The sequence below is a fragment of the Streptomyces sp. NPDC056480 genome (assembly GCF_042795405.1).
Taxonomy (GTDB): Bacteria; Actinomycetota; Actinomycetes; order Streptomycetales; family Streptomycetaceae; genus Streptomyces.
Genome location: NZ_JBHTSA010000020.1, coordinates 74,716 through 98,197 on the forward strand (window position 1 = coordinate 74,716; position 23,482 = coordinate 98,197).

General features: G+C 72.2%; 20 protein-coding genes and 1 tRNA gene. 18 read left to right on the top strand and 3 right to left on the bottom strand.

Annotation, left to right across the window (positions count from 1 at the left end; translation table 11 throughout):
- Window positions 1–143: 143 nt before the first annotated feature.
- From ACFQ79_RS12080 to ACFQ79_RS12150, 15 genes are all read left to right on the top strand, one after another.
- A complete protein-coding gene (locus tag ACFQ79_RS12080) occupies window positions 144–1,631 on the top strand; it encodes a sugar ABC transporter ATP-binding protein (RefSeq protein WP_383581845.1) in 1,488 nt (495 codons plus the stop codon).
- Window positions 1,628–2,626 carry an ABC transporter permease gene (locus ACFQ79_RS12085; RefSeq protein ID WP_383581848.1) on the top strand — a complete coding sequence of 333 codons (999 nt, stop codon included), beginning with the start codon at window positions 1,628–1,630 and terminating at the stop codon, window positions 2,624–2,626. The genes ACFQ79_RS12080 and ACFQ79_RS12085 overlap by 4 nt, the downstream gene beginning before the upstream one ends.
- 74 nt (window positions 2,627–2,700) lie before the next feature.
- Window positions 2,701–3,744, top strand: a complete 1,044-nt coding sequence (locus ACFQ79_RS12090; protein WP_383581850.1) for a substrate-binding domain-containing protein — start codon at window positions 2,701–2,703, stop codon at window positions 3,742–3,744.
- 126 nt (window positions 3,745–3,870) lie between these two features.
- A complete protein-coding gene (locus tag ACFQ79_RS12095; RefSeq protein WP_383581853.1) occupies window positions 3,871–5,157 on the top strand; it encodes a Gfo/Idh/MocA family protein in 1,287 nt (428 codons plus the stop codon).
- 13 nt (window positions 5,158–5,170) lie between these two features.
- The gene (locus ACFQ79_RS12100) at window positions 5,171–6,175 is read left to right on the top strand and encodes a sugar phosphate isomerase/epimerase (RefSeq protein WP_055600077.1); all 1,005 of its coding nucleotides are present in this window, start codon (window positions 5,171–5,173) and stop codon (window positions 6,173–6,175) included.
- Window positions 6,176–6,436: 261 nt separating this feature from the next.
- Window positions 6,437–10,120, top strand: coding sequence for a ThuA domain-containing protein (locus ACFQ79_RS12105; RefSeq protein WP_383581855.1), 3,684 nt, complete (start codon window positions 6,437–6,439; stop codon window positions 10,118–10,120).
- Between the two features lie 164 nt (window positions 10,121–10,284).
- A complete protein-coding gene (locus tag ACFQ79_RS12110) occupies window positions 10,285–11,556 on the top strand; it encodes an inositol-3-phosphate synthase (RefSeq protein WP_383581857.1) in 1,272 nt (423 codons plus the stop codon).
- On the top strand, window positions 11,553–12,566 hold the full coding sequence (locus ACFQ79_RS12115; RefSeq protein WP_383581859.1) for an SCO3242 family prenyltransferase: 1,014 nt from the start codon (window positions 11,553–11,555) through the stop codon (window positions 12,564–12,566). The genes ACFQ79_RS12110 and ACFQ79_RS12115 overlap by 4 nt, the downstream gene beginning before the upstream one ends.
- A gap of 47 nt (window positions 12,567–12,613) precedes the next feature.
- Window positions 12,614–13,558 carry a sugar phosphate isomerase/epimerase family protein gene (locus tag ACFQ79_RS12120; protein ID WP_383581861.1) on the top strand — a complete coding sequence of 315 codons (945 nt, stop codon included), beginning with the start codon at window positions 12,614–12,616 and terminating at the stop codon, window positions 13,556–13,558.
- Window positions 13,552–14,112, top strand: coding sequence for an EboA domain-containing protein (locus ACFQ79_RS12125; RefSeq protein ID WP_383581863.1), 561 nt, complete (start codon window positions 13,552–13,554; stop codon window positions 14,110–14,112). The genes ACFQ79_RS12120 and ACFQ79_RS12125 overlap by 7 nt, the downstream gene beginning before the upstream one ends.
- The gene (locus ACFQ79_RS12130; RefSeq protein ID WP_383581865.1) at window positions 14,112–14,960 is read left to right on the top strand and encodes a TatD family hydrolase; all 849 of its coding nucleotides are present in this window, start codon (window positions 14,112–14,114) and stop codon (window positions 14,958–14,960) included. Before ACFQ79_RS12125 ends, ACFQ79_RS12130 begins: the two co-directional genes overlap by 1 nt.
- Window positions 14,961–14,969: 9 nt before the next feature.
- Window positions 14,970–16,265, top strand: coding sequence for a metabolite traffic protein EboE (gene eboE, locus ACFQ79_RS12135; protein WP_383581867.1), 1,296 nt, complete (start codon window positions 14,970–14,972; stop codon window positions 16,263–16,265).
- Window positions 16,262–17,701 carry an alkaline phosphatase family protein gene (locus ACFQ79_RS12140; protein WP_383581870.1) on the top strand — a complete coding sequence of 480 codons (1,440 nt, stop codon included), beginning with the start codon at window positions 16,262–16,264 and terminating at the stop codon, window positions 17,699–17,701. Before eboE ends, ACFQ79_RS12140 begins: the two co-directional genes overlap by 4 nt.
- Window positions 17,702–17,831: 130 nt before the next feature.
- The gene (locus ACFQ79_RS12145; protein ID WP_383581872.1) at window positions 17,832–18,899 is read left to right on the top strand and encodes a sugar phosphate isomerase/epimerase family protein; all 1,068 of its coding nucleotides are present in this window, start codon (window positions 17,832–17,834) and stop codon (window positions 18,897–18,899) included.
- A 243-nt stretch (window positions 18,900–19,142) separates the two neighbouring features.
- Window positions 19,143–19,230, top strand: a tRNA-Leu gene (locus ACFQ79_RS12150).
- Between the two features lie 154 nt (window positions 19,231–19,384).
- On the opposite strand, the gene ACFQ79_RS12155 is transcribed toward ACFQ79_RS12150, so the two are convergent.
- The 3 genes from ACFQ79_RS12155 to ACFQ79_RS12165 form a co-directional block, all read right to left on the bottom strand.
- Window positions 19,385–20,098 carry a class I SAM-dependent methyltransferase gene (locus ACFQ79_RS12155; protein ID WP_383581874.1) on the bottom strand — a complete coding sequence of 238 codons (714 nt, stop codon included), beginning with the start codon at window positions 20,096–20,098 and terminating at the stop codon, window positions 19,385–19,387.
- Window positions 20,099–20,213: 115 nt separating this feature from the next.
- Window positions 20,214–20,711 carry a hypothetical protein gene (locus tag ACFQ79_RS12160; RefSeq protein ID WP_383581876.1) on the bottom strand — a complete coding sequence of 166 codons (498 nt, stop codon included), beginning with the start codon at window positions 20,709–20,711 and terminating at the stop codon, window positions 20,214–20,216.
- A gap of 5 nt (window positions 20,712–20,716) precedes the next feature.
- On the bottom strand, window positions 20,717–21,154 hold the full coding sequence (locus ACFQ79_RS12165; RefSeq protein WP_383581889.1) for an ATP-binding protein: 438 nt from the start codon (window positions 21,152–21,154) through the stop codon (window positions 20,717–20,719).
- 264 nt (window positions 21,155–21,418) lie between these two features.
- Between ACFQ79_RS12165 and ACFQ79_RS12170 the strand changes: the two genes are divergently transcribed.
- From ACFQ79_RS12170 to ACFQ79_RS12180, 3 genes are all read left to right on the top strand, one after another.
- Window positions 21,419–22,294, top strand: a complete 876-nt coding sequence (locus ACFQ79_RS12170; protein ID WP_030313556.1) for a helix-turn-helix transcriptional regulator — start codon at window positions 21,419–21,421, stop codon at window positions 22,292–22,294.
- Window positions 22,295–22,531: a DUF397 domain-containing protein gene (locus ACFQ79_RS12175; RefSeq protein WP_015037566.1), complete on the top strand. Its 237-nt coding sequence runs from the start codon at window positions 22,295–22,297 to the stop codon at window positions 22,529–22,531.
- A 74-nt stretch (window positions 22,532–22,605) separates the two neighbouring features.
- Window positions 22,606–23,424, top strand: a complete 819-nt coding sequence (locus ACFQ79_RS12180) for an SAM-dependent methyltransferase (RefSeq protein ID WP_383581879.1) — start codon at window positions 22,606–22,608, stop codon at window positions 23,422–23,424.
- Window positions 23,425–23,482: the final 58 nt, after the last annotated feature.

Genomic DNA, 23,482 nt, shown 5'->3' on the forward strand with positions numbered 1-23,482 from the left:
ACGTCCACCGGCCCGCCCCGCCGTGCCCACGTCCACCCGCTCCGGCGCCACCCGCACCCGCCGAGGGGACCTCCGCCATGCCTCAAGAACCCCAAGAGCCCCAAGAATCCGAAGAATCCCAAGAACACCCGTCCCTCCTCACCATGTCCGGAATCACCAAGTCCTTCCCCGGCGTCCGTGCCCTCGACGGCGTGGACCTGGAGGTCGCGCCCGGTGAGGTCCACTGCCTCCTGGGCCAGAACGGTGCCGGCAAGTCCACCCTCATCAAGGTCCTCGCCGGCGCCCACCAGCCCGACGAGGGCCGGATCACCTGGAACGGCTCGCCCGTACGGCTCCGCTCCCCGAGCGCCGCCGTCCGCCTCGGCATCGCCACCATCTACCAGGAACTCGACCTCGTCGAAGGCCTCTCCGTCGCCGAGAACGTCCACCTCGGCCACGAACCCACCACCGCCGGATTCGTCCGTGCCCGGGAAGCGCGGGAGATCACCGCCGCCCTCCTGAAACGCCTCGGCCACCCCGAGATCGACCCGGCCCGCCGCGTCGGCGAACTCTCCGCCGCCCAGCAGCAGATCGTCTCCATGGCACGCGCCCTCTCCCACGACGTCCGCCTCATCGTCATGGACGAACCGTCCGCCGCCCTCGACCCCGACGAGGTCGCCAACCTCTTCCGGATCGTCGCGGACCTCACCGCCGACGGGGTCGCCGTCGTCTACATCTCCCACCGCCTGGAGGAGATCCGCCGCATCGGCGACCGCGTCACCGTCCTCAAGGACGGCCGCGCCGTCGCCCGCGGACTGCCCGCCGCGACCACCCCGACCCGTGAGGTCGTCGCCCTCATGACCGGCCGGGACGTCCCGTACGTCTTTCCCGAACGCCCCGCCCTCCCACCCGTGGGCGAACCCGTCCTCCGGGTCCAAGGACTCGCCAGGAAAGGCGAGTTCGAGGCCCTCGACCTCGAACTCCGCCCCGGCGAGATCGTCGGCCTCGCCGGGCTCGTCGGCTCCGGCCGCTCCGAGATCCTGGAGACCGTCTACGGAGCGCGGAAGCCCACCGCGGGCCGGGTGACCGTCGACGGAAGGCCCCTGCGCCCCGGCAGCGTCCCCGCCGCCGTCGCCGCCGGACTCGGCCTCGCCCCCGAGGAACGCAAGGCGCAGGGCCTGCTCCTCCTCGAATCCGTCACCCGCAACGTCTCCGTCTCCTCCCTCGCCCGCTTCTCCCGGGCCGGCTGGATCGACCGCGCAGCCGAACGCGAGACCGCCAGGACCGCCACCCGCACCCTGTCGCTGCGCCCCGACCTCCCGGACGTCCCGGTCCGCACCCTCTCCGGCGGCAACCAGCAGAAGGCCGTCCTCGCCCGCTGGCTCCTCCGGGGCTGCCGCGTCCTCCTCCTCGACGAACCCACCCGGGGCGTCGACGTCGGCGCCCGCGCCGAGCTGTACGCGGTCATCCGGGGGCTCGCCGACGACGGCCTCGCCGTCCTCCTCGTCTCCAGCGAGGTCCCCGAGGTCCTCGGCCTCGCCGACCGCGTCCTGGTCCTCCGCGAGGGCCGCGTCGTCCACCAGGGGCCCGCCCGTGACCTCGACGAACACCGCGTACTCGACCTCGTGATGGAAGGGAGCCCTGCGGAATGACACTCACCACCCCGGCCAAGGCGCCGCCCCAGGAGGGGCGTTGGCGCGCACTCGGCCTCAGGGTCGACGTCCGGAACCTGTCGCTGCTCGGCGTTCTCGCCGCACTGATCGTCGTCGGCGGCCTCACCCGGCCCGCCGAGTTCCTCGCCACTTCCAACCTCCAACTCGTCCTCACACAGGCCTCCGTGATCGGCGTCGTCACCGTCGGCATGACCTTCGTCATCACCAGCGGCGGCATCGACCTCTCCGTCGGCGCGATCGTCGCCCTCGCCTCCGTATGGGCCACCACCCTGGCCACCCAGGAGTTCGGCTTCGTCGGCATCCTCTTCACGGCCGTCGCCGTCGGACTCGGCTGCGGCCTCGTGAACGGCGTCCTCGTCGCGTACGGCGGCATGGTCCCGTTCATCGCGACCCTCGCCATGCTGGCCTCCGCCCGCGGCCTCGCCCTCCAGATCACCGACGGCAAGACGCAGATCGTCACCGTCCCGTCCGTCCTCGACCTCGGCCTCCCCGACGCCTACGTCCTCGGCATCCCGCCGCTCGTCCTCGTCTTCGCGGCCGTCACCGCGGCCGGCTGGCTGCTCCTCAACCGGACCACCTTCGGCCGCCGCACCGTCGCCGTCGGCGGCAACCCGGAGGCCGCCCGCCTCGCCGGCATCGACGTACGCCGCCAGCGGCTCCTCCTCTATCTGCTCTCCGGACTGTGCTGCGGCATCGCCGCCTTCCTGCTCATCGTGCTCGCCGGCTCCGGCCAGAACACCAACGGCAATCTGTACGAGCTCGACGCCATCGCCGCCGCCATCATCGGCGGCACCCTCCTCAGCGGCGGCCGGGGCACCATCGTCGGCTCCGTCCTCGGCGTCCTCGTCTTCACGACGATCACCAACATCTTCGCGCTCAACAACCTGCAGAGCGACGTCCAGCAGATCGCCAAGGGCGCGATCATCGTCGCCGCCGTCCTGCTCCAGCGCCGCACCGTCCGCGACGGAACCTGACCGGACACCCGCCCGACCCGCCCCCCCCGCCACCTCCCCCTTCACCACCACCCGCTCGGAAGGGATCCACCGCCATGCCCGAAACCAGCCGCAGACACCTCCTCCTCGGCGGCGCGGCCGTCTCCGCCGGCGCGCTGCTCACGGCCTGTACGAGCAACGAGCCGAAAGCCAAGGACACGGCGCCCGTCGGGAGCGCCGCGCCGGCCGCCGACGACAAGCCCGGCACCCCCGTCACCATCGGCTTCGCCGGCCCGCAGGCCGACCACGGCTGGCTCAACGCCATCAACGACAACGCCGAGCGGCGCGCGAAGAAGTACTCCGACGTCACCCTGGAGATCACCGAGGGCTCCAACGACACCGCCACCCAGATCGGCCAGGTCCAGACCCTCATCAACAAGAAGGTCGACGTCCTCGTCATCCTCCCCGCCGACGGCAAGGCCCTCACCCAGATCGGCCTCCAGGCCATGAAGGCCGGCATCCCCGTCATCAACCTCGACCGGATCTTCGCCTCCCCGCAGGCCTACCGCTGCTGGATCGGCGGCGACAACTACGGCATGGGCCTCAACGCCGGCAACTTCATCGGCGAACAGCTCAAGGACAAGCCGAACGCCACCGTCGTCGAACTCGCCGGCATGGACAGCCTCGAACTCACCAAGCAGCGCACCCAGGGCTTCGACGACGCCCTCAAGAACTACCCCAACATCCGCAAGGTCGCCCGCCAGGCCGCCGACTTCACCGTCGAGTCGGGGCAGGCCAAGATGGCCCAACTCCTGCAGGCCCAGCCGAAGTTCGACGCCCTGTGGAACCACGACGACGACCAGGGCGTCGGTGCCCTGCGGGCCGTCGCCCAGGCCGGCCGCAAGGACTTCCTCATGGTCGGCGGCGCCGGCGCCAAGTCCGCCATGGACGCCATCAAGGCCGACACCGGAGTCCTCAAGGCCACCGTCCTCTACCCGCCGACCATGGCCGCCTCCGCGATCGACCTCGCCCGCGCCCTCGGTCAGAAGAAGGGCGTCGGCGGCATGTCCGAGCTGGAGATCCCCGCCTCGATCACCCTCTACTCGGCCGTCGTCACCAAGGAGAACGTCGACGAGTACCTGCCCACCGGCTTCAGCTGACCGACCCGGACCCGGGCGGTCCGCACCGGGCGGCCCGCACCGGGGCCGCCCGGCCGGACCGGTCCCCGGCGGCCCGACCGCCCCCGGGGAGCAGCAACTCGCCGCACCACGAAACGGAGGAACCGTATGGAACAGAGGGAGAGCGGGGCCGCACCGCCGACGCTCGGCATCGGCATGGTCGGCTACGCGTTCATGGGAGCCGCCCACTCACAGGGCTGGCGCACCGCGGGCCGCGTCTTCGACCTGCCGATGCGACCCGTCCTCGCCGCCGTCGCGGGCCGTGACGCCACCGCCGTCGGGGCCGCCGCCCGACGGCACGGCTGGGCCGCCGCCGAGACCGACTGGCGCGCCCTGATCGCCCGCGACGACGTCCAGCTCGTCGACGTCTGCACCCCGGGCGACAGCCATGCGGAGATCGCCGTCGCCGCCCTGGAGGCGGGCAAGCACGTGCTGTGCGAGAAGCCCCTCGCCAACTCGGTCGCCGAGGCCGAGACCATGGCGGCCGCCGCCGAGGCGGCCGCAGCCCGGGGCCAGATCGCCATGGTCGGCTTCAACTACCGCCGGGTGCCCGCCCTCTCGTACGCCCGACAGCTCATCGCGGACGGCCGGCTCGGCAGCCTGCGGCACGTCCGCGTCACCTACCTCCAGGACTGGCTGGTCGACCCTGCCTTCCCGCTCACCTGGCGCCTGGAACGCGAACACGCCGGCTCCGGCGCGCTCGGCGACCTGGGGGCGCACGCCGTCGACCTCGCCCAGTACCTGGCGGGGGAGCCGCTCATCGGCGTCTCGGCGCTCACCGAGACCTTCGTACGGAAGCGTCCGCTGCTCGCGGGCGTCGCCGCGGGCGGTCTCGCCGGGGGAGCGGGATCGGAGGCGTACGGGCAGGTCACCGTCGACGACGCGGCCCTGTTCACCGGGCGGCTCGCCTCCGGCGCGCTCGCCTCCTTCGAAGCCACCCGGATGGCCGCGGGCCGCAAGAACGCGCTGCGGCTCGAGATCAACGGCGAGCGCGGCTCGCTCGCCTTCGACCTGGAACGGCTCAACGAACTCTCCTTCCACGACCACACCGAACCGGCGGTCTCGGCGGGCTTCCGCCGGATCCTCGTGACCGAACCCGACCACCCGTACCTGGAGGGCTGGTGGCCGCCCGGGCACGCGCTCGGCTACGAGCACACCTTCGCCCACCAGGCCCGCGACCTGGTCCACGCCGTCGCGAGCGGCATCCCCCCGGCGCCCTCCTTCGCCGACGGCCTCCAGGTCCAGCGGGTGCTGGCCGCCGTGGAGGAGAGCGCCCGGAGCAACGCGGTCTACACCCCGGTCGGCATCCCGGTCCACACTGCTGCCGACGGATCAGCCGACACGCCCGCGGACTCGCCCGCCCAGACGCCCGCCGACACGTCCGTACCGAGCTAGGAGGCGCCCGACCGTGCCACGACCCTTCACGCTCTTCACCGGCCAGTGGGCCGACCTGCCCCTGGAGGAGGTCTGCCGGCTCGCCCGCGACTTCGGCTACGACGGCCTCGAACTCGCCTGCTGGGGAGACCACTTCGAGGTCGACAAGGCCCTCGCCGACCCCGCGTACGTCAAGGGCAGGCGCGAACTGCTCGACGCGTACGGCCTGAAGTGCTGGGCGATCTCCAACCACCTGGTGGGACAGGCCGTGTGCGACCATCCCATCGACGAGCGCCACCAGGCGATCGTGCCCGCCCGGATCTGGGGCGACGGCGACGCCGAAGGGGTGCGACAGCGGGCCGCCCGCGAACTCGCGGACACCGCGCGGGCCGCGGCCGCGCTCGGCGTCGACACCGTCATCGGCTTCACCGGCTCCTCCATCTGGCATCTGGTGGCGATGTTCCCGCCGGTCCCCGAGCGCATGGTCGAGCGCGGCTTCGAGGACTTCGCGGAGCGGTGGAACCCGATCCTCGACGTCTTCGACGCCGAGGGCGTCCGCTTCGCCCACGAGGTCCACCCCAGCGAGATCGCCTACGACTACTGGACCACCCAGCGGGCCCTGGACGCCGTCGACCGGCGTCCCGCCTTCGGGCTCAACTTCGATCCCAGCCACTTCGTGTGGCAGGACCTCGACCCCGTCGGCTTCCTGTGGGACTTCCGCGACCGGATCTACCACGTGGACTGCAAGGAGGCCCGCAAGCGGCTCGACGGCCGGAGCGGCCGGCTCGGCTCGCATCTGCCCTGGGGCGACCCCCGGCGCGGCTGGGACTTCGTCTCCGCGGGACACGGCGACGTGCCCTGGGAGGACGTCTTCCGGATGCTCCGGTCCATCGGCTACGCCGGGCCCGTCTCCGTGGAGTGGGAGGACGCCGGCATGGACCGGCTGACCGGCGCCCCGGAGGCGCTGTCCTTCCTCAAGCGGTACGACTTCGACCCCCCGGCGGCCTCCTTCGACGCGGCCTTCGGGAGCGCCGACTGAGGTGAAAGCGCAGGTCCGCGCCTGGCGGCGAGGTGCCGCCGGGCCGGTCCGCGCTGCCCGCGAGAGCCTTTGTCCTTTCGCGGGGAAAAGTTCGACCGCACTGCTGCGCAAGGGCTTTCCGTGCTGGACGAACCCGGCTACGGTCCCTGATGTGTACATGGCGTAACAGCGTGATGGCGTAACAGCGTGACGTGACCAGCGTGACGGCGCACGCCGGTCCCCGGACCACCCGCACACCCGGCCCGACTCCGGAGGACACCCGTGCACAGAAAACGACTCCGCGCCAGGAAGTCGCTCGCCCTACTCACCATCGGACTGCTCGCCCTCGGCGCCCCCCAGGGCCTCGCCGCCGAACCCGAAGCCCCCACCCCCGGCACATCCGCCGCCGAGGAATTCCAGCAGATCACCCTCGCCAAGGGCGGCGAGGAGGTCGGCGAACCCATGTCCCTCGCCGTCCTCCCGGACCGCAGCGTCCTCCACACCTCCCGCAACGGCGAACTCCGCCGCACCGACGCCGCCGGCAACACCACCGTCATCGGCACCGTCCCCGTCTACTCCCACGACGAGGAAGGCCTCCAGGGCATCGGCCTCGACCCGGACTTCGCCCAGAACAAAGCCATCTACCTCTACTACGCCCCGCCCCTCGACACCCCCGCCGGCGACGCCCCCGAGAACGGCACCGCCGCCGACTTCGCGAAGTACGACGGCGTCAACCGCCTCTCCCGCTTCACCCTGAAAGCCGACGGAACCCTCGACAACACCAGCGAGAAGAAGGTCATCGACGTCCCCGCCACCCGCGGGATCTGCTGCCACGTCGGCGGCGACATCGACTTCGACGCCCAGGGCAACCTCTACCTCTCCACCGGCGACGACTCCAACCCCTTCGCCTCCGACGGCTTCACCCCCATCGACGAACGCCCCGGCCGCAACCCCGCCTTCGACGCCCGCCGCACCTCCGGCAACACCAACGACCTCCGCGGCAAGATCCTCCGCATCAAGGTCGCCGACGACGGCACCTACACCGTCCCCGAAGGCAACCTCTTCGCCCCCGGCACCGCCAAGACCCGGCCCGAGATCTACGCCATGGGCTTCCGCAACCCCTTCCGCTTCAGCGTCGACAAGGCCACCGGCGTCCTCTACGTCGGCGACTACGGCCCCGACGCCGGCGCCGCCGACCCCCAGCGCGGCCCCGCCGGACAGGTCGAGTTCGCCCGCGTCACCAAACCCGGCAACTTCGGCTGGCCCTTCTGCACCGGCGACAACGACCCCTACGTCGACTACGACTTCGCCACCAAGACCTCCGGCGCCGCCTACGACTGCGCCGCCCTCGAGAACGACTCCCCGTACAACACCGGACTCGTCGACCTGCCGCCCGCCGAACCCGCCTGGATCCCCTACAACGGCGGCTCCGTACCCGAGTTCGGCACCGGCTCCGAATCCCCCATGGGCGGCCCCGTCTACCGCTACGACCCCGCCAGCACATCCCCGGTGAAGTTCCCCGAGGCCTACGACGGCGACTTCTTCGCCGGCGAGTTCGGCCGCCGCTGGATCAAGCGCATCGACCAGGACGCCGAAGGCACCGTCGCCTCCATCAACGACGTCCCCTGGACCGGCACCCAGATCATGGACATGGCCTTCGGCCCCGACGGAGCCCTCTACGTCCTCGACTACGGCACCGCCTGGTTCGGCGGCGACCACAACTCCGGCCTCTACCGCATCGAGAACGCCACCGGCGGACGCTCCCCGGTCGCCGAGGCGAGCGTGAACAAGACCTCGGGCACCGCCCCCCTGAAGGTCGCCTTCTCCTCCGCCGGCACCACCGACGGCGACGGCGACGCCCTCACCTACACCTGGGACTTCGGCGACGGCGGCACCTCCACCGCCGCCAACCCCACCTACACGTACCGCAAGAACGGCACCTACACGGCGACCGTGACGGCCAAGGACGCGAGCGGCCGCACCGGCTCCGCCTCCGTCCACCTCGTCGTCGGCAACACCGCCCCCAAGGTCACCCTCGAACTCCCCGCCGAAGGAGCCCTCTTCTCCTTCGGCGACGACATCCCCTTCAAGGTCACCGTCACCGACCCCGAAGACGGCACCATCGACTGCACCAAGGTCAAGGTCACCTACGTCCTCGGCCACGACAGCCACGGCCACCCCGTCACCACCGCCAACGGCTGCACCGGCACCATCAAGACCTCCGCCGACGGCGGCCACGACGACGACGCCAACATCTTCGCCGTCTTCGACGCCGAATACACCGACGGCGGAGGCGGCGGCCAGGCCGCCCTCACCACCCACGACCAGGCCAAACTCCAGCCCCGCCACCGCCAGGCCGAACACTTCGACGCCCAGAACGGCGTCAACCTCTTCGACAAGACCCAGGCCAACGGCGGACGCACCGTCGGCGACATCAACGACGGCGACTGGATCTCCTTCACGCCCTACAACGTCACCGGAGCCACCAGACTCACCGCCCGCATCTCCTCCGGCGGCAACGGCGGCTTCCTCGAAGTCCGCACCGCCTCACCCACCGGCCCCCTCCACGGCTCCGCACCCGTCCCCGTCACCGGCAGCTGGGAGACCTTCCAGGACATCGACGTCCCCCTGCGCAACCTGCCCCGCAAGACCACCGAACTCTTCCTCGTCTTCAAGGGCGGCACCGGCGCCCTCTACGACCTCGACGACTTCACGCTCTCCAGCACCCCCGTGAACCGCGACACCAAGCGAGTCCTCGTCTTCCCCAAGACCGCCGGCTTCCGCCACGACTCCATCGGCACCGGCATCACCGCCCTCAAGGAACTCGGCGCCACCAGCGACATCGTCGTCGACAGCACCGAAGAACCACGCCAGTTCACCACCAACAACCTCGCCCGCTACGACGCCGTCGTCTTCCTCTCCACCACCGGCGACGTCCTCGACACCGACCAGCAGAAGGCCTTCGAGAACTACGTCTCCACCGGAGGCGGCTACATGGGCATCCACGCCGCCGCCGACACCGAATACGACTGGAGCTTCTACGGCGGACTCGTCGGCGCCTACTTCCAGTCCCACCCCCAGATCCAGCCCGCCACCGTCCGCGCCGAAGACCACACCCACCCCGCCACCGCCCACATCGACGGCCCCTGGCAGCGCACCGACGAGTGGTACAACTACCGCACCAACCCCCGCGACCAGGCCCGCGTCCTCGCCACCCTCGACGAGACCACCTACCAGGGCGGCACCATGAAGGGCGACCACCCCATCGCCTGGTGCCAGACCTACGGCGGCGGCCGCTCCTTCTACACCGGAGGCGGCCACACCAAGGAGTCGTACACCGAACCCGCCTTCCGCCAACACCTCCTGGGCGGCCTCCGCTACGCCACCGGCCAGGTCAAGGCCGACTGCCGGCCCCAGACCGGCTACCGCGACCTCTTCAACGGCGAGACCCATGAAGGCTGGAAGCAGGCCGGACCCGGCGGATTCGACATCACGAACCGCGAACTCCACTCCACCGGCGGCATGGGCATGCTCTGGTACCAGGCCAGGGAACTCCGGTCCTACTCCCTCACCCTCGACTGGAAACTCACCGGCGACTCCAACTCCGGCATCTTCGTCGGCTTCCCCGCCAGCGACGACCCCTGGTCCGCCGTGAACAACGGCTACGAGATCCAGATCGACGCCACCGACGCCGCCGACCGCACCACCGGAGCCGTCTACGGCTTCAAGTCCGCCAACCTCAAGGCCCGCGACCAGGCCCTCCGCCCGCCCGGCCAATGGAACACCTACGAGATCCGCGTCCAGGGCGAACGCCTCCAGGTCTTCCTCAACGGCATCAAGATCAACGACTTCACCAACACCGACCCCGCCCGCAGCCTCACCAGCGGCCACATCGGCATCCAGAACCACGGAGCCGCAGACCAGGCCGCCTTCCGCGACCTCCGCCTCAAGGAACTCCCCTCCTGACGGAGTTCCCTTCGTGACGGAGGTCCCACCGACCGGCTCCCGCGCACAGCAGACGGGAGCCCCCGGACGACGGTGGGCGGGGCGGCGCCGTACCCCCCGCCCACCGTCACCACCCCCCAACCCCGCATTCCGCATTCCGCAGGACGAGCAGGGAGGCCGACGCCATGACCCACGCACCCCGCACCGGAATCTGGCTCATAGGCGCGAGAGGCTCCGTCGCCACCACCACCATGGTCGGCTGCGCCGCTCTCGTCGCCGGACTCCACCCACCCACCGGCATGGCCACCGAAACCCCCGAACTCGCCGACGCCGGCCTGCCCCCGCTCGCCTCCCTCGTCTTCGGCGGACACGACACCACCGACTGCCCGCTCCCCAAACGCGCCGAACAACTCACCACGGCCGGAGTCCTCCCGTACGGCCTCACCAGGACCGTCACCCACGAGCTCGAAGCCGCCGACCGCGAGATCCGCCCCGGCGGCCCCGCCCCCGGCGACACCCGCACCGACGAACAACTCATCACCGCCTTCACCCACGACCTGACGGACTTCCGCCGACGCATTGGCCTGGACCGCGTCGTGGTCGTCAATGTGGCATCCACGGAGCCGGCGTCGGGGGGCGTCGGGCTCCCACCCAGCACCCTGTACGCCGCCGCCGCACTGCGCGCCGGATGCCCGTACATCAACTTCACCCCGTCCACGGGCCTGCGCCACCCTGCCCTCGCCGCCCCGCTCGCCGCGAGCCGACTCCCGCACGCGGGCCGCGACGGCAAGACCGGCCAGACCCTGCTCCGCGCCGTGCTCGCCCCGATGTTCCGCCAGCGCGCCCTGACCGTACGCGCCTGGTCCGGCAGCAACCTCCTCGGCGGCGGCGACGGAGCCGCCCTCGCCGACCCGGCCGCCGCGGCCGCCAAGAACGCCGGGAAGGAACGCGTCCTCACCGACACCCTCGGCCCCGGCGTCGAAGGCCAGGTCCACATCGACGACGTCCCCGCGATGGGGGAGTGGAAGACCGCCTGGGACCACATCGCCTTCGACGGCTTCCTCGGCACCCGGATGATCCTCCAGACCCTCTGGCAGGGCTGCGACTCCGCCCTCGCTGCCCCTCTCGTCCTCGACCTGGCGCGCCTCACGGCCCGCGCCCACGAGAAGGGCCTCACGGGGCCCTTGGAGGACCTCGCCTTCTACTTCAAGGACCCGGAAGGCACCCCACCGGCCTCACTCGCGGACCAGTACGACCGCCTGCTGACCTTCGGCCGCACCCTGGGCGACCACCCGGGGACGGCGGACCGGGGCCCGGCGGACCGGGGCCCGGCGGCCCCTCGTACGGGCGAGACAGGTGCCGAGGACACGGGCGCGGGGGACATGGGCGGGTCGGGGGACACGAGAGCGGGGGACACGGGGACGGGGGCAGGGACGGGGACGGGGGTGGCCCGATGACCCGGCGGCGTACCGGCCGGGCACAGGCCTGGGCGGAACTCCTCCGCGTATCGGCGCTTTTCTCGGTGCCCGGGGACGCCCTCGCGGGCGCGGCGGCGGCCGGGGTCCGCCCCGGCCGGGGCACGCTCTGCGCGATCGGCGCCTCGCTCTGCCTGTACGAGGCCGGGATGGCCCTCAACGACTGGGCCGACCGGGCCGAGGACGCCGCCGAACGCCCCCACCGCCCCCTGCCCTCCGGACGCATCGCCCCCGGCGCCGCCCTCGCGGCCTCGGCGGCCCTCACGGCGGCGGGTCTGGCACTGGCCTCCCGCGCGGGCCGCCCGCCCCTCGCGGTCGCCACCGCCCTCGCCGCCACGGTCTGGGCCTACGACCTCGGCCTGAAACACACCCCGGCGGGCCCCGGCACCATGGCCACGGCCCGAGCCCTCGACCTCCTCCTGGGCGCCACGGCCTCGACGGGCGGGAACGGCGGGCCCCACCACCGCGCCGTCCACGCCCTGCCCTCCGCCGCCCTGCTCGGGGCACACACCTACGCCGTCACCGCCGTCTCCCGCCACGAGACCCAGGGCGGCTCCACCCGCACCCCGCTCGCCGCACTCGCCGTCACCCTGGCGGTGGCCGGGGCGACGGCGGGCGAGGGGCTCGGCGGGCGGCCCGACACCACCACCGTCTCGTCCGCCTCCGGGCCCCCCACCCCCCACCCCCACCCCCACCCCCGCCCCACCCTCCCCTCCCGTCGGCTCCTCTCCTCTCGTCGGCCCCACCCCTCCCGTGGTCTCGGCCCCCTCCTCGCCCTGGCCTACGCCCGTACCCCGGCCACCCTCCTCCTCCACGCCGCGCTCAACCCGTCCGCGGCGCTCACCGAGCGGGCCGTCGGCGGGGGGATCCGGGCGACCATCCCGCTGCAGGCCGCGCTGTCCGCCCGCGCCGGAGCGCCGGGGACCGCGCTCGCGCTGCTCGGCCTGGTCCCGGCCGCGCGCGCCCTCGCCCGGAAGGTGAGCCCCACATGAGTCCCGCCAGTTCCGCCAGTCCTGCCAGTCCTGTCTCCCGTCCGCCGGTGCCCTCCCGCGGCGCGTCCGCCGCTCAGGTCACCGCTCCCGCCGCCTTCCCCTCCTCTCCGGACCGGTCTCCTCGCGCCTCGGGCCGCCCACGGCTGGGCTACGGCACCAACGGCCTCACCGATCTGCGGCTCGACGACGCCCTCGGGCTCCTCGCCGATCTCGGCTACGACGGCGTCGGGCTGACCCTCGACCACATGCACCTCGACCCCCTCGCCCCCGACCTCGCCGCCCGCACCGCCCGGGTCGCCCGGCGGCTCGGCGAGCTGGGGCTCGGTGTGACCGTCGAGACCGGTGCCCGCTACGTCCTCGACCCCCGCCGCAAGCACGGACCGTCCCTGCTCGACCCGGACCCCGACGACCGCGCGGCCCGGGTCCAGCTCCTGCTGCGGGCCGTCCGGGTCGCCTCCGACCTCGGCGCGCACGCCGTCCACTGCTTCAGCGGCATCCGCCCGGCCGACACCCCGCCGGACGAGGCCTGGAAGCGGCTCACCTCCTCGCTCACCCCTGTCCTGGAGGCCGCGGAAGCCGCCCGCGTCCCCCTGGCCGTCGAACCCGAACCCGGTCACCTCCTCGCCACCCTCGACGACTTCCACCACCTGCGCGGACTCCTCGGCGACCCCGAGCCCGCCGTCCTCGGGCTCACCCTCGACATCGGCCACTGCCAATGCCTCGAACCCCTCCCTCCCGCCGACTGCCTCCGGGCGGCCGCCCCCTGGGTGCACCACATCCAGATCGAGGACATGCGCCGCGGTGTGCACGAGCACCTGCCGTTCGGCGACGGTGAGATCGACTTCCCGCCGGTACTCGCCGCCCTCACCGAACTCAGCGCCGCCGGCTATCCCGGGCTGACCGTCGTCGAGCTGCCCCGGCACTCCCACGCCGGCCCCGAACTCGCCCGCACCTCCCTCTCCTTCCTGCGCCGGGAGGCCCCGACATGCTGACCGTCACCGACGCCGCCCGCGCCTGGCTGGACTCCGCCCTCGCCGAGGCCGAAGCCCGCGCCCCAGGGTGGGAGGAGCGCTTCGTCGCCGCCGGCCGGCACTGCGGGCACGAGCACGCGGACGAGGCCCGCACCCTCCTCCTCCGGGCCGCCGACGCCGACCCCGACACCCTCACCCGTCTCTACCGGCACGGCGCCGCCGCCGAGCGCCGCGCCGTCCTCCTGGCCCTCCCCGCCCTCGTCACCGGCCCCGAGGCCGTACCCCTCGTCGAGGACGCCCTCCGCACCCACGACACCACCCTCGTCACCGCCGCCGTCGGCCCCTACGCCGCCACCCACCTCACCCCCCACGCCTGGCGGCACGCCGTCCTCAAATGTCTCTTCACCGACGTCCCCGTCACCGCGGTCGCCGGACTCGCCGAACGCGCCGCCGGTGACGGCGAACTCGCCCGGATGCTCGCCGACCACGCCGCCGAACGCACCGCCGCCGGCCGCCACGTCCCCGCAGATCTGACCCGCGTCCTCGCCCTCACCGCCCCCACCGAGGAGTCCTGATGCGCATCTTCGACCCGCACATCCACATGACCTCGCGCACCACGGACGACTACCGGGCGATGTACGACGCCGGTGTCCGCGCCCTCGTCGAACCGTCCTTCTGGCTCGGCCAGCCGCGCACCTCGCCCGCCTCCTTCCTCGACTACTTCGACTCCCTCCTCGGCTGGGAGCCCTTCCGCGCCGCCCAGCACGGCATCGCCCACCACTGCGCCCTCGCCCTCAACCCGAAGGAGGCCAACGACCCCCGCTGCGTCCCCGTCCTCGACGACCTGCCCCGGTATCTCGCCAAGGACGGTGTCGTCGCCGTCGGCGAGATCGGCTACGACTCCCTGACACCCGCCGAGGACACCGCGCTCGCCGCCCAGCTCCAGCTCGCCGCCGACCACGGCCTGCCGGCGCTCGTCCACACCCCGCACCGCGACAAGCTCACCGGTCTGCGCCGCACCGTCGACGTCGTGCGCGAATCCGCGCTCGCCCCGGACCGCGTCCTCCTCGACCACCTGAACGAGACGACCGTCAAGGAGGCCGCCGACAGCGGCGCCTGGCTCGGCTTCTCCGTCTATCCCGACACCAAGATGGACGAGGACCGGACCGTCGCGATCCTCAAGGAGTACGGAACCGACCGCGTTCTCGTGAACTCGGCCGCCGACTGGGGACGCAGCGACCCCCTCAAGACCCGCGCCGTCGCCCTGGCCATGCTCGACGCCGGCTTCACGGACGACGACGTCGACCAGGTCCTCTGGCGCAACCCCGTCGCCTTCTACGGGCTCAGCGGACGTCTCCACCTCGACCTCCCCACCCCGCCGGACCTGCACGAGGGCAACTCCGTGCTCCGTGGCGGGGAATGAGGCGCCCCCATGCGCTTCCGGCACCCCGACGGCTCCACCGTCCACCTCGCCTACTGCACCAACGTGCACCCGGCCGAGACCCTCGACGGCGTCCTCGCCCAGCTCCGCGACCACTGCGAGCCGGTCCGCCGCCGCCTCGGCCGTGACCGCCTCGGCATCGGCCTCTGGCTCGCCCGGGACGCCGCCCGCTCCCTGACCACCGACCCGGCCTCGCTCCGCGCCCTGCGCGCCGAACTCGACCGCCGCGGCCTCGAAGTGGTCACCCTGAACGGCTTCCCGTACGAGGGATTCGGCGCCGACGAGGTCAAGTACCGCGTCTACCAGCCGGACTGGACCCACCCCGACCGTCTCGCCCACACCACCGACCTCGCCAGACTCCTCGCCGCGCTGCTCCCCGAGGACGTCACCGAGGGGTCCGTCTCCACCCTGCCCCTCGCCTGGCGCACCCCCTTCGACTCCGGGGCCGCCGCCACCGCCCGCACGGCCTTGACGACGCTCGCCGGACGGCTCGACGCGCTGGAGGAACTCACCGGACGGAGCATCCGGATCGGGCTCGAACCGGAGCCCGGCTGCATCGTCGAGACCGTCGCCGACGCCGTCGCCGCACTCACCGCCGCACCGAACCCGAGGTCCGTACGGAACCCGAGGTCCGGACCGAACCCGACGTCCGCGCCAGGCATGAGCCCCGCGTCGAACCCGAGCCCCGCGCCGACCGCCGCACCGAACCCCCGGATCGGCGTCTGCCTCGACACCTGTCATCTCGCGACCTCCTTCGAGGACCCGCACACCGCCCTGGACTCGCTCGCCGCCGCCGGCATCCCCGTGCCCAAGGCACAGCTCTCCGCCGCGCTCCACGCGGAACACCCGCACCTCCCCGAGGTCAGGGCGGCGCTCGCCGCCTTCGCCGAGCCCCGCTTCCTCCACCAGACCCGCACCAGAACCGCCGCCGGCCTCCGAGGCACCGACGACCTCCCCGAGGCGCTCGCCACCTCCGGGCACCACGCCACGACCGCCCACGGTCTCCCCGACGCGACCCCCTGGCGCGCCCACTTCCACGTCCCCCTGCACGCTCCCCCCGCCCCTCCGCTCAGCTCCACGCTCCCCGTCCTCCAGGACGCCCTCGCGCTCCTCGTGGGCGGGCCGCACCCGCGCACCCACCACCTGGAGGTCGAGACGTACACCTGGCAGGCCCTTCCTCCCGAGAGCCGCCCCCGCACCAGGGCCCGGCTCGCCGACGGCATCGCCGCCGAACTGACCCTGGCCCGCGACCTACTGACCGACCTCGGCCTCAAGGAACTGCCATGAGCGACCCCGCACCCGCAGCCGTCCACGCGTCCGCCGCCGCACCCGCACCCGCGCCCACACCCCTCCTGGTCCTCGACGTCGTCGGTCTCACCCCGCGGCTCCTGCCGCACATGCCCCATCTGGCCGCCCTCGCCCGCAGCGGCTCCCAGGCCCCGCTCTCCACCGTCCTGCCCGCGGTCACCTGCACCGCCCAGACGACCTTCCTCACCGGCACCCTCCCCGCCGAGCACGGCATCGTCGGCAACGGCTGGTACTTCCGCGACCTCGGCGACGTCCTGCTGTGGCGCCAGCACAACGGACTCGTCTCCGGCGACCGTCTCTGGGACGCCGCCCGCCGCACCCATCCCGACTACACCGTCGCCAACATCTGCTGGTGGTACGCGATGGGCGCCGACACCGACATCACCGTCACCCCCCGCCCCGTCTACTACGCCGACGGACGCAAGGAACCCGACTGCTACACCCGGCCCCCGGCCCTGCACGACGAACTCACCGAGAAGTTCGGCACCTTCCCCCTCTTCCACTTCTGGGGTCCCGGCGCCGACCTCGTCTCCAGCCGCTGGATCGTCGACGCCACCCGTCACATCCTTCGCACCCGCCGCCCCGACCTCGCCCTCTGCTACGTCCCGCACCTGGACTACGACCTCCAGCGCTACGGCCCCGACGACCCGCGTTCCTTCCGGGCCGCGGCCGCGCTCGACACCGTCCTCGCGCCGCTCCTCGCGGAGGCGCGGGCCGAGGGCCGCACGGTCGTGGTCCTCTCCGAGTACGGCATCACCCGGGTCGAGCGCCCCGTCGACATCAACCGCGCCCTGCGGCGCGCCGGCCTCCTGGAGGTCCACACCCAGGACGGCATGGAGTACCTGGACCCCATGACCTCCCGGGCGTTCGCCGTCGCCGACCACCAGATCGCCCACGTGTACGTGAAGCGCCCCACCGACCTGCCGGCCGTCCGGGAAGCCCTCGCCGACCTCCCCGGTCTGGAACGGCTCCTCGACGACGACGGCAAGAAGGAACACGGCCTCGACCATCCGCGCTCGGGGGAACTGGTCGCCCTCGCCGAGCCCGACGCCTGGTTCACGTACTACTACTGGCTCGACGACGCCCGCGCCCCCGACTTCGCGCAGCTCGTCGAGATCCACCGCAAACCCGGCTACGACCCCGCCGAACTCCTCATGGACCCGCTCGACCCCTATGTGCGGATCAAGGCCGCCAGGGAGATCGCCCGCAAGAAGCTCGGTATGCGGTACCGGCTCGCGGTCGTCCCCCTCAACCCCTCACCTCTTCGCGGCAGCCATGGCCGCCTCCCCGCGAGCGACGACGAAGGTCCGCTCATCCTGTGCTCCACCCCCCGCGCCCTCGACGGCCGCGTCGCGGCCATCGATGTGAAGAACCTGCTGCTCAGGCTGGCCGGGGTCACGGAGACCCCGACCTGAACCCGCTCAGCAGACCGAATTTCTCCGGAGCGATCAGGATCGCTCCGGATCGCTCCGGAGCCCCCCAGCCGACCCCTCCGGCTGAATCCAGTGAAGCAGGCCTTTCCGACAGCCAAGGAGTTATCCACAGATGAGTCGCATGCGCCGTACCGAAGCCGCCAACGACCCCGAGCTCGTTCACAGGCTCAGCCGCCGGAACATGCTGGGCGTCGCCGCGGGCGCGACCGCCGCCGCACTGCTCGGGGCCGCGGCGGCCCCCGCCGCCGCGGCGGCCGAGGCCACCGCAGCAAAGGGCCACGGACACGGGCACGGCCGCCCCGTCCTGCCGCCCGGCCGCCTGGGCATCCAGCTCTACTCGCTGCGCGACAAGGTAGCGACCCTCGGCTTCGCCGCCGTCTTCGCCGAGCTGCAGAAGTACGGCTACGACGAGGTCGAGTACGCCGGATACAGCCAGGGCTCCGCCGGCCCCATCAGCCTCGCCCAGCTCAAGCGCGTCACCCGCGACCACGGTCTGCGCCCGATAGGCAGCCACGTCGGCTACTACGCGAGCGACCCCGGTGCGTACACCTTCGCCCAGAACCTCGACCGCGTCCTCGACGACGCGGCCGCCCTGGGCCTGCCCCACATCGGCACCGCCTCCGGGCCCTGGCGCTACGGTTCCACCGTCGACGGCTGGAAGCGGTGCGCCGAGGAGTTCAACCGGTTCGGCGCCGCGGCGAGGAAGCGCGGCATGAAGTTCTACCAGCACAACCACTCGGAGGAGTTCTCCTTCGCCAGCGACCGCCCCGACGTGCGCCTCTACGACGTCCTCCTCGCCGAGACCGACCCCGACCTGGTGCACCTGGAGATGGACATCTTCTGGGCGTACGTCGGCCAGTACCGCTACTCGGTCCGCCCGGACGGCACTCCCGCCCCGTTCGACCCGCTCGACTACGTCCTCGACCAGCCCCACCGCTATCCGCTCTTCCATGTGAAGGACGGCGACCGGGACGACACCGCGGTCCCCTACGGCTACCGGATGACGGACGTCGGCGACGGCGACATCGACTACCGCCGCTTCATCTCGGCGGTCAACCGCACCCGTCACGGCCGGAGCGCCCACCACTGGCAGGCCGAGCACGACAACCCCGTCGACTCGCTGACCTTCGCCCGCAGGTCCAGCGCCCACCTCCACACGCTGCGGGAGAAGGGCCGCTGATCCACCCGGCGGCCTCGGGCCCCCGGCCAGGGGGTTCGAGGCCGCCGAGCGTCCACCCCGCGGCACTCTGTGTGAGCGAGCGGCAGCACCCGGTGCGCGCGGCCGGGGGAATCCGTACTCGATCAAGGATCATGAGGCGGCTTCACCCCACTGACCACGGAAAACGCTGGTGAAAGCCACCTGGAACCCCTGGTAGAGTTACATCTGTCGCCGCGAGGGAAACCCCGCAGCGGCAGACACCTTGTCCGGGTGGCGGAATGGCAGACGCGCTAGCTTGAGGTGCTAGTGCCCTTTATCGGGCGTGGGGGTTCAAGTCCCCCCTCGGACACCAGCGGAAATGCCGGTCGATCTCGTATCGACCGGCATTTCGCGTTGTGTGCGCCGTCCGGCCCCCCGAGGCGGGTGTCAGGAGGGCCCGCCCCGCGGGGCGGCCCCACGGGGCGGCCCCACGGGGCGGCCCCTGGAGCGCCGACGTCGGGCATCCGCTACTCCTTCCTGCGCGCCACCACCAGACGGCACCGCGGACTTCCGTCCTCGCGGGTGCCCAGGGCGTCGACGGACATGAGGGCGACCTCGAATCCCGTGTCCTCCAGGCGGGCGCGGACGTCGCCGAGCCGGAAGGTGCGGTAGTACATGACGAACGGTGGGCGCCAGACCGTGTTGCGGACGCGCATCGTCGCGTCGAAGCCCCACAGGATCCAGTAGAGGCGGGAGCCGACCGGGGGCGGGGCTCCGATGGGGAAGGCGAACGTGCCGCCGGGGCGCAGGGAGGCGTGGACCTGGGCGAACAGCCTGCGCTGCTCGTCCGGCAGGAAGTGGCCGAAGGCGCCGAAGCTGACGGCCAGGTCGAAGGCCGGCGCGAAGGGCAGGGCCAGGGCGTCGGCGCGGACCAGGCCGGCCGTGGGGTGGGCGTCGCGGGCCCGGCTCAGCATGCCCGTACTGAAGTCGACGCCGGTGACCGGGCCCGCGCACACCGAGCGGAGGACGCCGAGACCGGCGCCGGTGCCGCAGCAGACGTCGAGGCCCGAGTCGAAGGGGCCGAGGGTCTCCAGGGTGTGGGTGACGGCGGTCAGGAGGCGTTCGGAGGTGCGGAAGGGCGTCGCGTCGAACTTGTTCGCGAGCAGGTCGTAGCCGTGCTCGACGGAGGAGAGGGCCTGGACGGTCAGCTCGCGGAGGCTGGGGCCCTGCGGGGTGAACATGTCCCCGACCCTATGTGTTCAGGGGCCACGCGGGGCAGGGGATCGATCGTCCGACCTCGTGCCGTCACCGCACGTGTGCGGCCGAGTGCGGTCGAGCGTGTCCGTGCACGGCGCGTCAGCGTGCGCTGCTGACCGGCGGTCCCGCCCAGGACGGCGCGATGCCCGTCAGCTGGCAGACCAGCAGGTAGAGGGGGATCGGCGGCGTGTAGGGGGAGGTGCCGTCGGGGTGGTGGATGAGGCGCGGCCGGCGGTCCGGGATCTCGGCGCCACGCGCGTAGCAGGCGGGCAGGGGCCAGGTGACGTCCTGGTCGGAGCCGGCCGGGACCAGCCACCACCACCAGTCGGAGTCGGCGTAGACGCAGCCCTTGGCGGGGAGGCGGGAGAGGATCTTGAAACCGAAGCGGGCGGGGACGCCGACGGCGTCGCAGCCGAGGCCGGTGTGCAGGCCGACGGGGACGGAGAGGCGGATGGCGCCCAGGTCACGGGGGTGGGCGGTGCCGGTGGCGCCCGGGGTGCCGGGGCGGAGTTCGGCGGAGCGGCGGGGTTCCGGCACGCGGTCTCCGGAGGGGGACCTGCGGGACCCGGGGAGCAGCGGGATCATGCGGGTGGCCATCGACCTCAGCACGTTTCCCCCATGCCGTGGGCCAGTTCCGCCCAGACGACCTGGGCCGTTCCGTGTCCGGTGCGGTCGGCGCCCCAGGCGGTGCACAGCGCGTCGACGATGAGGAGTCCGCGGCCGCGTTCGTCCTCGCCGCAGTCGCGTATCCGCGGGTCGGCCGGGCCGCCCTCGTCGCGCACGGCTATCCGCAGGGTGTCCTCGCCCTCGCGCAGCTCGCATATGAAGCGGTCGCTGGCGGTGTGCACGACGGCGTTGGTGACGAGTTCGGAGACGACCAGGGCCACCGTGTCGCGGATGTCGGGGCCGCAGCCCCAGATGATGAGGCGTTCCTCCGCGAGCCGGCGGGCGCGGGCGACCGACGAGGTGAGGGCGGGGAGCTCGAAGGCGAAGCGGCGGACGCCATCGGTATCGGTCTGGGGCTGCGGGCGCTGGGCCATGACTCGGGGACTCATGAGACCTGAAGGCTGCGCGTTACCAGAAGCCACGACCGGTTCCTCACAACAAGGGGCAGGAGTGCCGTACGACACTGTCGCCGTGGCGCGGTGGCGCACGGCGGCAGCGTGTACTGGTTCACACCGGAACACTGTCCTCCTGAGTCGGACACTTGGCAAGTGGCACTCTGAAAATTCCAGAGTGCTGTGTTCTCTCTGGCCCGGCTTCGTGGCACACTCGTCGAAACAGTGCGTCGGGGAGGTCTGAGAGTGAGCGAGCCGCGGTCCGCCCCCACGGTGGGACAGGTCGTTCTCGGCAGGCGCCTGCAGGATCTGCGGGAGCGCGCCGGCCTGAAGAGGGAAGAGGCCGCGAAGATCCTCCGGGTGGCCCCGGCCACCGTCCGGCGGATGGAGACCGCCGAGGTCGCGCTGAAGATTCCGTACGTGCAGCTCCTCCTGAGGGAGTACGGGATCACGGACTCCGAGGCCGAGGGATTCATCGCCCTCGCGGAGGAGGCCAACCTTCCCGGCTGGTGGCAGCGGTTCCACGACGTGCTGCCCGGCTGGTTCTCCATGTACGTCAGCCTGGAGGGGGCGGCCAGCCTCATCCGGGCGTACGAGCCCCAGTTCGTCCCCGGTCTGCTCCAGACCGAGGACTACGCCCGCGCCATTCTGCGCAGCGGGGCGGTCGGTGGCGGCAGCGATGCCGGCAAGGACGAGGACGCCGAGCGGCATGTAGCCCTACGGATGGAGCGGCAGTCCCTGCTCACCAGGGAGGACGCCCCGAAGTTCTGGGTGATCATGGACGAGACGGTGTTCCGCCGACCGGTCGGCGCCGGGCCCGAAGTGATGCGCGACCAGCTCGACCGGCTGCTCGAAGCGTCGGAGCTGCCGAACGTCACCCTGCAGATCGCGGAGTTCGCGTCCGGCCATCACCCCGGCACCTACGGACCGTTCGTCCTCTTCCGCTTCGCCATGCCCGAACTGCCGGACATGGTCTACAGCGAGTACCTGACCGGCGCCGTCTATCTCGACGCGCGCCCCGAGGTGGCATCCCACCTGGAGGTCATGGACCGCATGGCGGCTCAGGCCGCGACTGCACAACGCACGAAGGAGATTCTCCGGAATCTCCGCAAGGAGCTGTGAATGGATCGCATATACAACGGCATGCCCGCCGCTGAGCTCGGTGCCGAGGGCTGGCACAAGCCGTGGAGCGGCGGGAACGGGGGCAACTGCGTGGAGGCCATGAAGCTGGCCGACGGCAGAGTCGCCGTGCGACAGTCCGCAGACCCTGAAGGACCAGCGCTCATCTACACCCACGGGGAGATCGCAGCTTTCATCCAGGGGGCCAAATCCGGTCAGGCTGACTTTCTGCTCACCTGACCCCTTCCGCCCCGCCCCTACCGTCACGTAACTCTTGTTGTAGTGCCACTCGTTCATCCCGACCAGGAGCGCCGATGACCCAGGACCCCGCATCCCCGCGGAGTGAGATACGGATCGACACGAGCACGCCGCATCCGGCGCGCATGTACGACTGGTTCCTGGGCGGCAAGGACAACTACCCGGTCGACGAGGCGATGGCACGCCAGCTGCTCACCGTCGACGCCCGCGGCCGGGACATGGCCCGCGTCAACCGGGCCTTCATGCACCGCGCCATCCGCTGGCTCAGCGCCCACGGCGTCCGCCAGTACCTGGACATCGGTACGGGCATCCCGACCGAGCCCAACCTGCACCAGATCGCGCAGGAGGCCGCGCCGGAGTCCCGCATCGTCTACTGCGACAACGACCCGATCGTGCTCGCGCACGCGGCCGCCCTGCTGCGCTCGACCCCGGAAGGGGCCACCGAGTACATCCAGGCGGACGCCCGCGAACCCGAGATCATCCTCGAAAGGGCCGGAAAGGTCCTTGACTTCGATCAGCCCATCGCGCTGTCGATGCTCGCCCTGCTGCACTTCGTGGGGGACGAGGACAACGCGTACGACCTGGTGGGCAAGCTCGTGGACCAGCTCGCGCCGGGCAGCTACCTGGTCCTCTCCCATGTCACCGGGGACTTCAACCCCGAGGGCGCGGCGGAGGCGGTCGCGATGTACAAGGCGCGCGGGCTGACCCTGCGGCCGCGGTCGCGGGACGAGCTCGCGGCGTTCTTCGACGGCCTCGAGTTCGTCGAGCCCGGGGTCTCGCTCACCGCGGAGTGGCACCCGGAGCTGGGCGAGCCGGTCCCGGTACCGGGCGACGAGCCCATCCCGGGCTGGGCCGCGGTGGCCCGCAAGCCCTGACCGCACGCGCGCGTCACGGGGGGCGGGCCCGCGGGCCCGCCCCCCGTCGCGTTCACCG

Coding starts and splice junctions, on each gene's coding strand:
- ACFQ79_RS12165 (WP_383581889.1), bottom strand. CDS start 21,154: ATGGCCCAGCGCCCGCAGCCCCAGACCGATACCGATGGCGTCCGCCGC.
- ACFQ79_RS12175 (WP_015037566.1), top strand. CDS start 22,295: ATGGATCGCATATACAACGGCATGCCCGCCGCTGAGCTCGGTGCCGAG.
- ACFQ79_RS12090 (WP_383581850.1), top strand. CDS start 2,701: ATGCCCGAAACCAGCCGCAGACACCTCCTCCTCGGCGGCGCGGCCGTC.
- ACFQ79_RS12115 (WP_383581859.1), top strand. CDS start 11,553: ATGACCCGGCGGCGTACCGGCCGGGCACAGGCCTGGGCGGAACTCCTC.
- ACFQ79_RS12140 (WP_383581870.1), top strand. CDS start 16,262: ATGAGCGACCCCGCACCCGCAGCCGTCCACGCGTCCGCCGCCGCACCC.
- ACFQ79_RS12180 (WP_383581879.1), top strand. CDS start 22,606: ATGACCCAGGACCCCGCATCCCCGCGGAGTGAGATACGGATCGACACG.
- ACFQ79_RS12110 (WP_383581857.1), top strand. CDS start 10,285: ATGACCCACGCACCCCGCACCGGAATCTGGCTCATAGGCGCGAGAGGC.
- ACFQ79_RS12145 (WP_383581872.1), top strand. CDS start 17,832: ATGAGTCGCATGCGCCGTACCGAAGCCGCCAACGACCCCGAGCTCGTT.
- ACFQ79_RS12130 (WP_383581865.1), top strand. CDS start 14,112: ATGCGCATCTTCGACCCGCACATCCACATGACCTCGCGCACCACGGAC.
- ACFQ79_RS12160 (WP_383581876.1), bottom strand. CDS start 20,711: ATGGCCACCCGCATGATCCCGCTGCTCCCCGGGTCCCGCAGGTCCCCC.
- ACFQ79_RS12080 (WP_383581845.1), top strand. CDS start 144: ATGTCCGGAATCACCAAGTCCTTCCCCGGCGTCCGTGCCCTCGACGGC.
- ACFQ79_RS12095 (WP_383581853.1), top strand. CDS start 3,871: ATGGAACAGAGGGAGAGCGGGGCCGCACCGCCGACGCTCGGCATCGGC.
- ACFQ79_RS12125 (WP_383581863.1), top strand. CDS start 13,552: ATGCTGACCGTCACCGACGCCGCCCGCGCCTGGCTGGACTCCGCCCTC.
- ACFQ79_RS12085 (WP_383581848.1), top strand. CDS start 1,628: ATGACACTCACCACCCCGGCCAAGGCGCCGCCCCAGGAGGGGCGTTGG.
- eboE (WP_383581867.1), top strand. CDS start 14,970: ATGCGCTTCCGGCACCCCGACGGCTCCACCGTCCACCTCGCCTACTGC.
- ACFQ79_RS12155 (WP_383581874.1), bottom strand. CDS start 20,098: ATGTTCACCCCGCAGGGCCCCAGCCTCCGCGAGCTGACCGTCCAGGCC.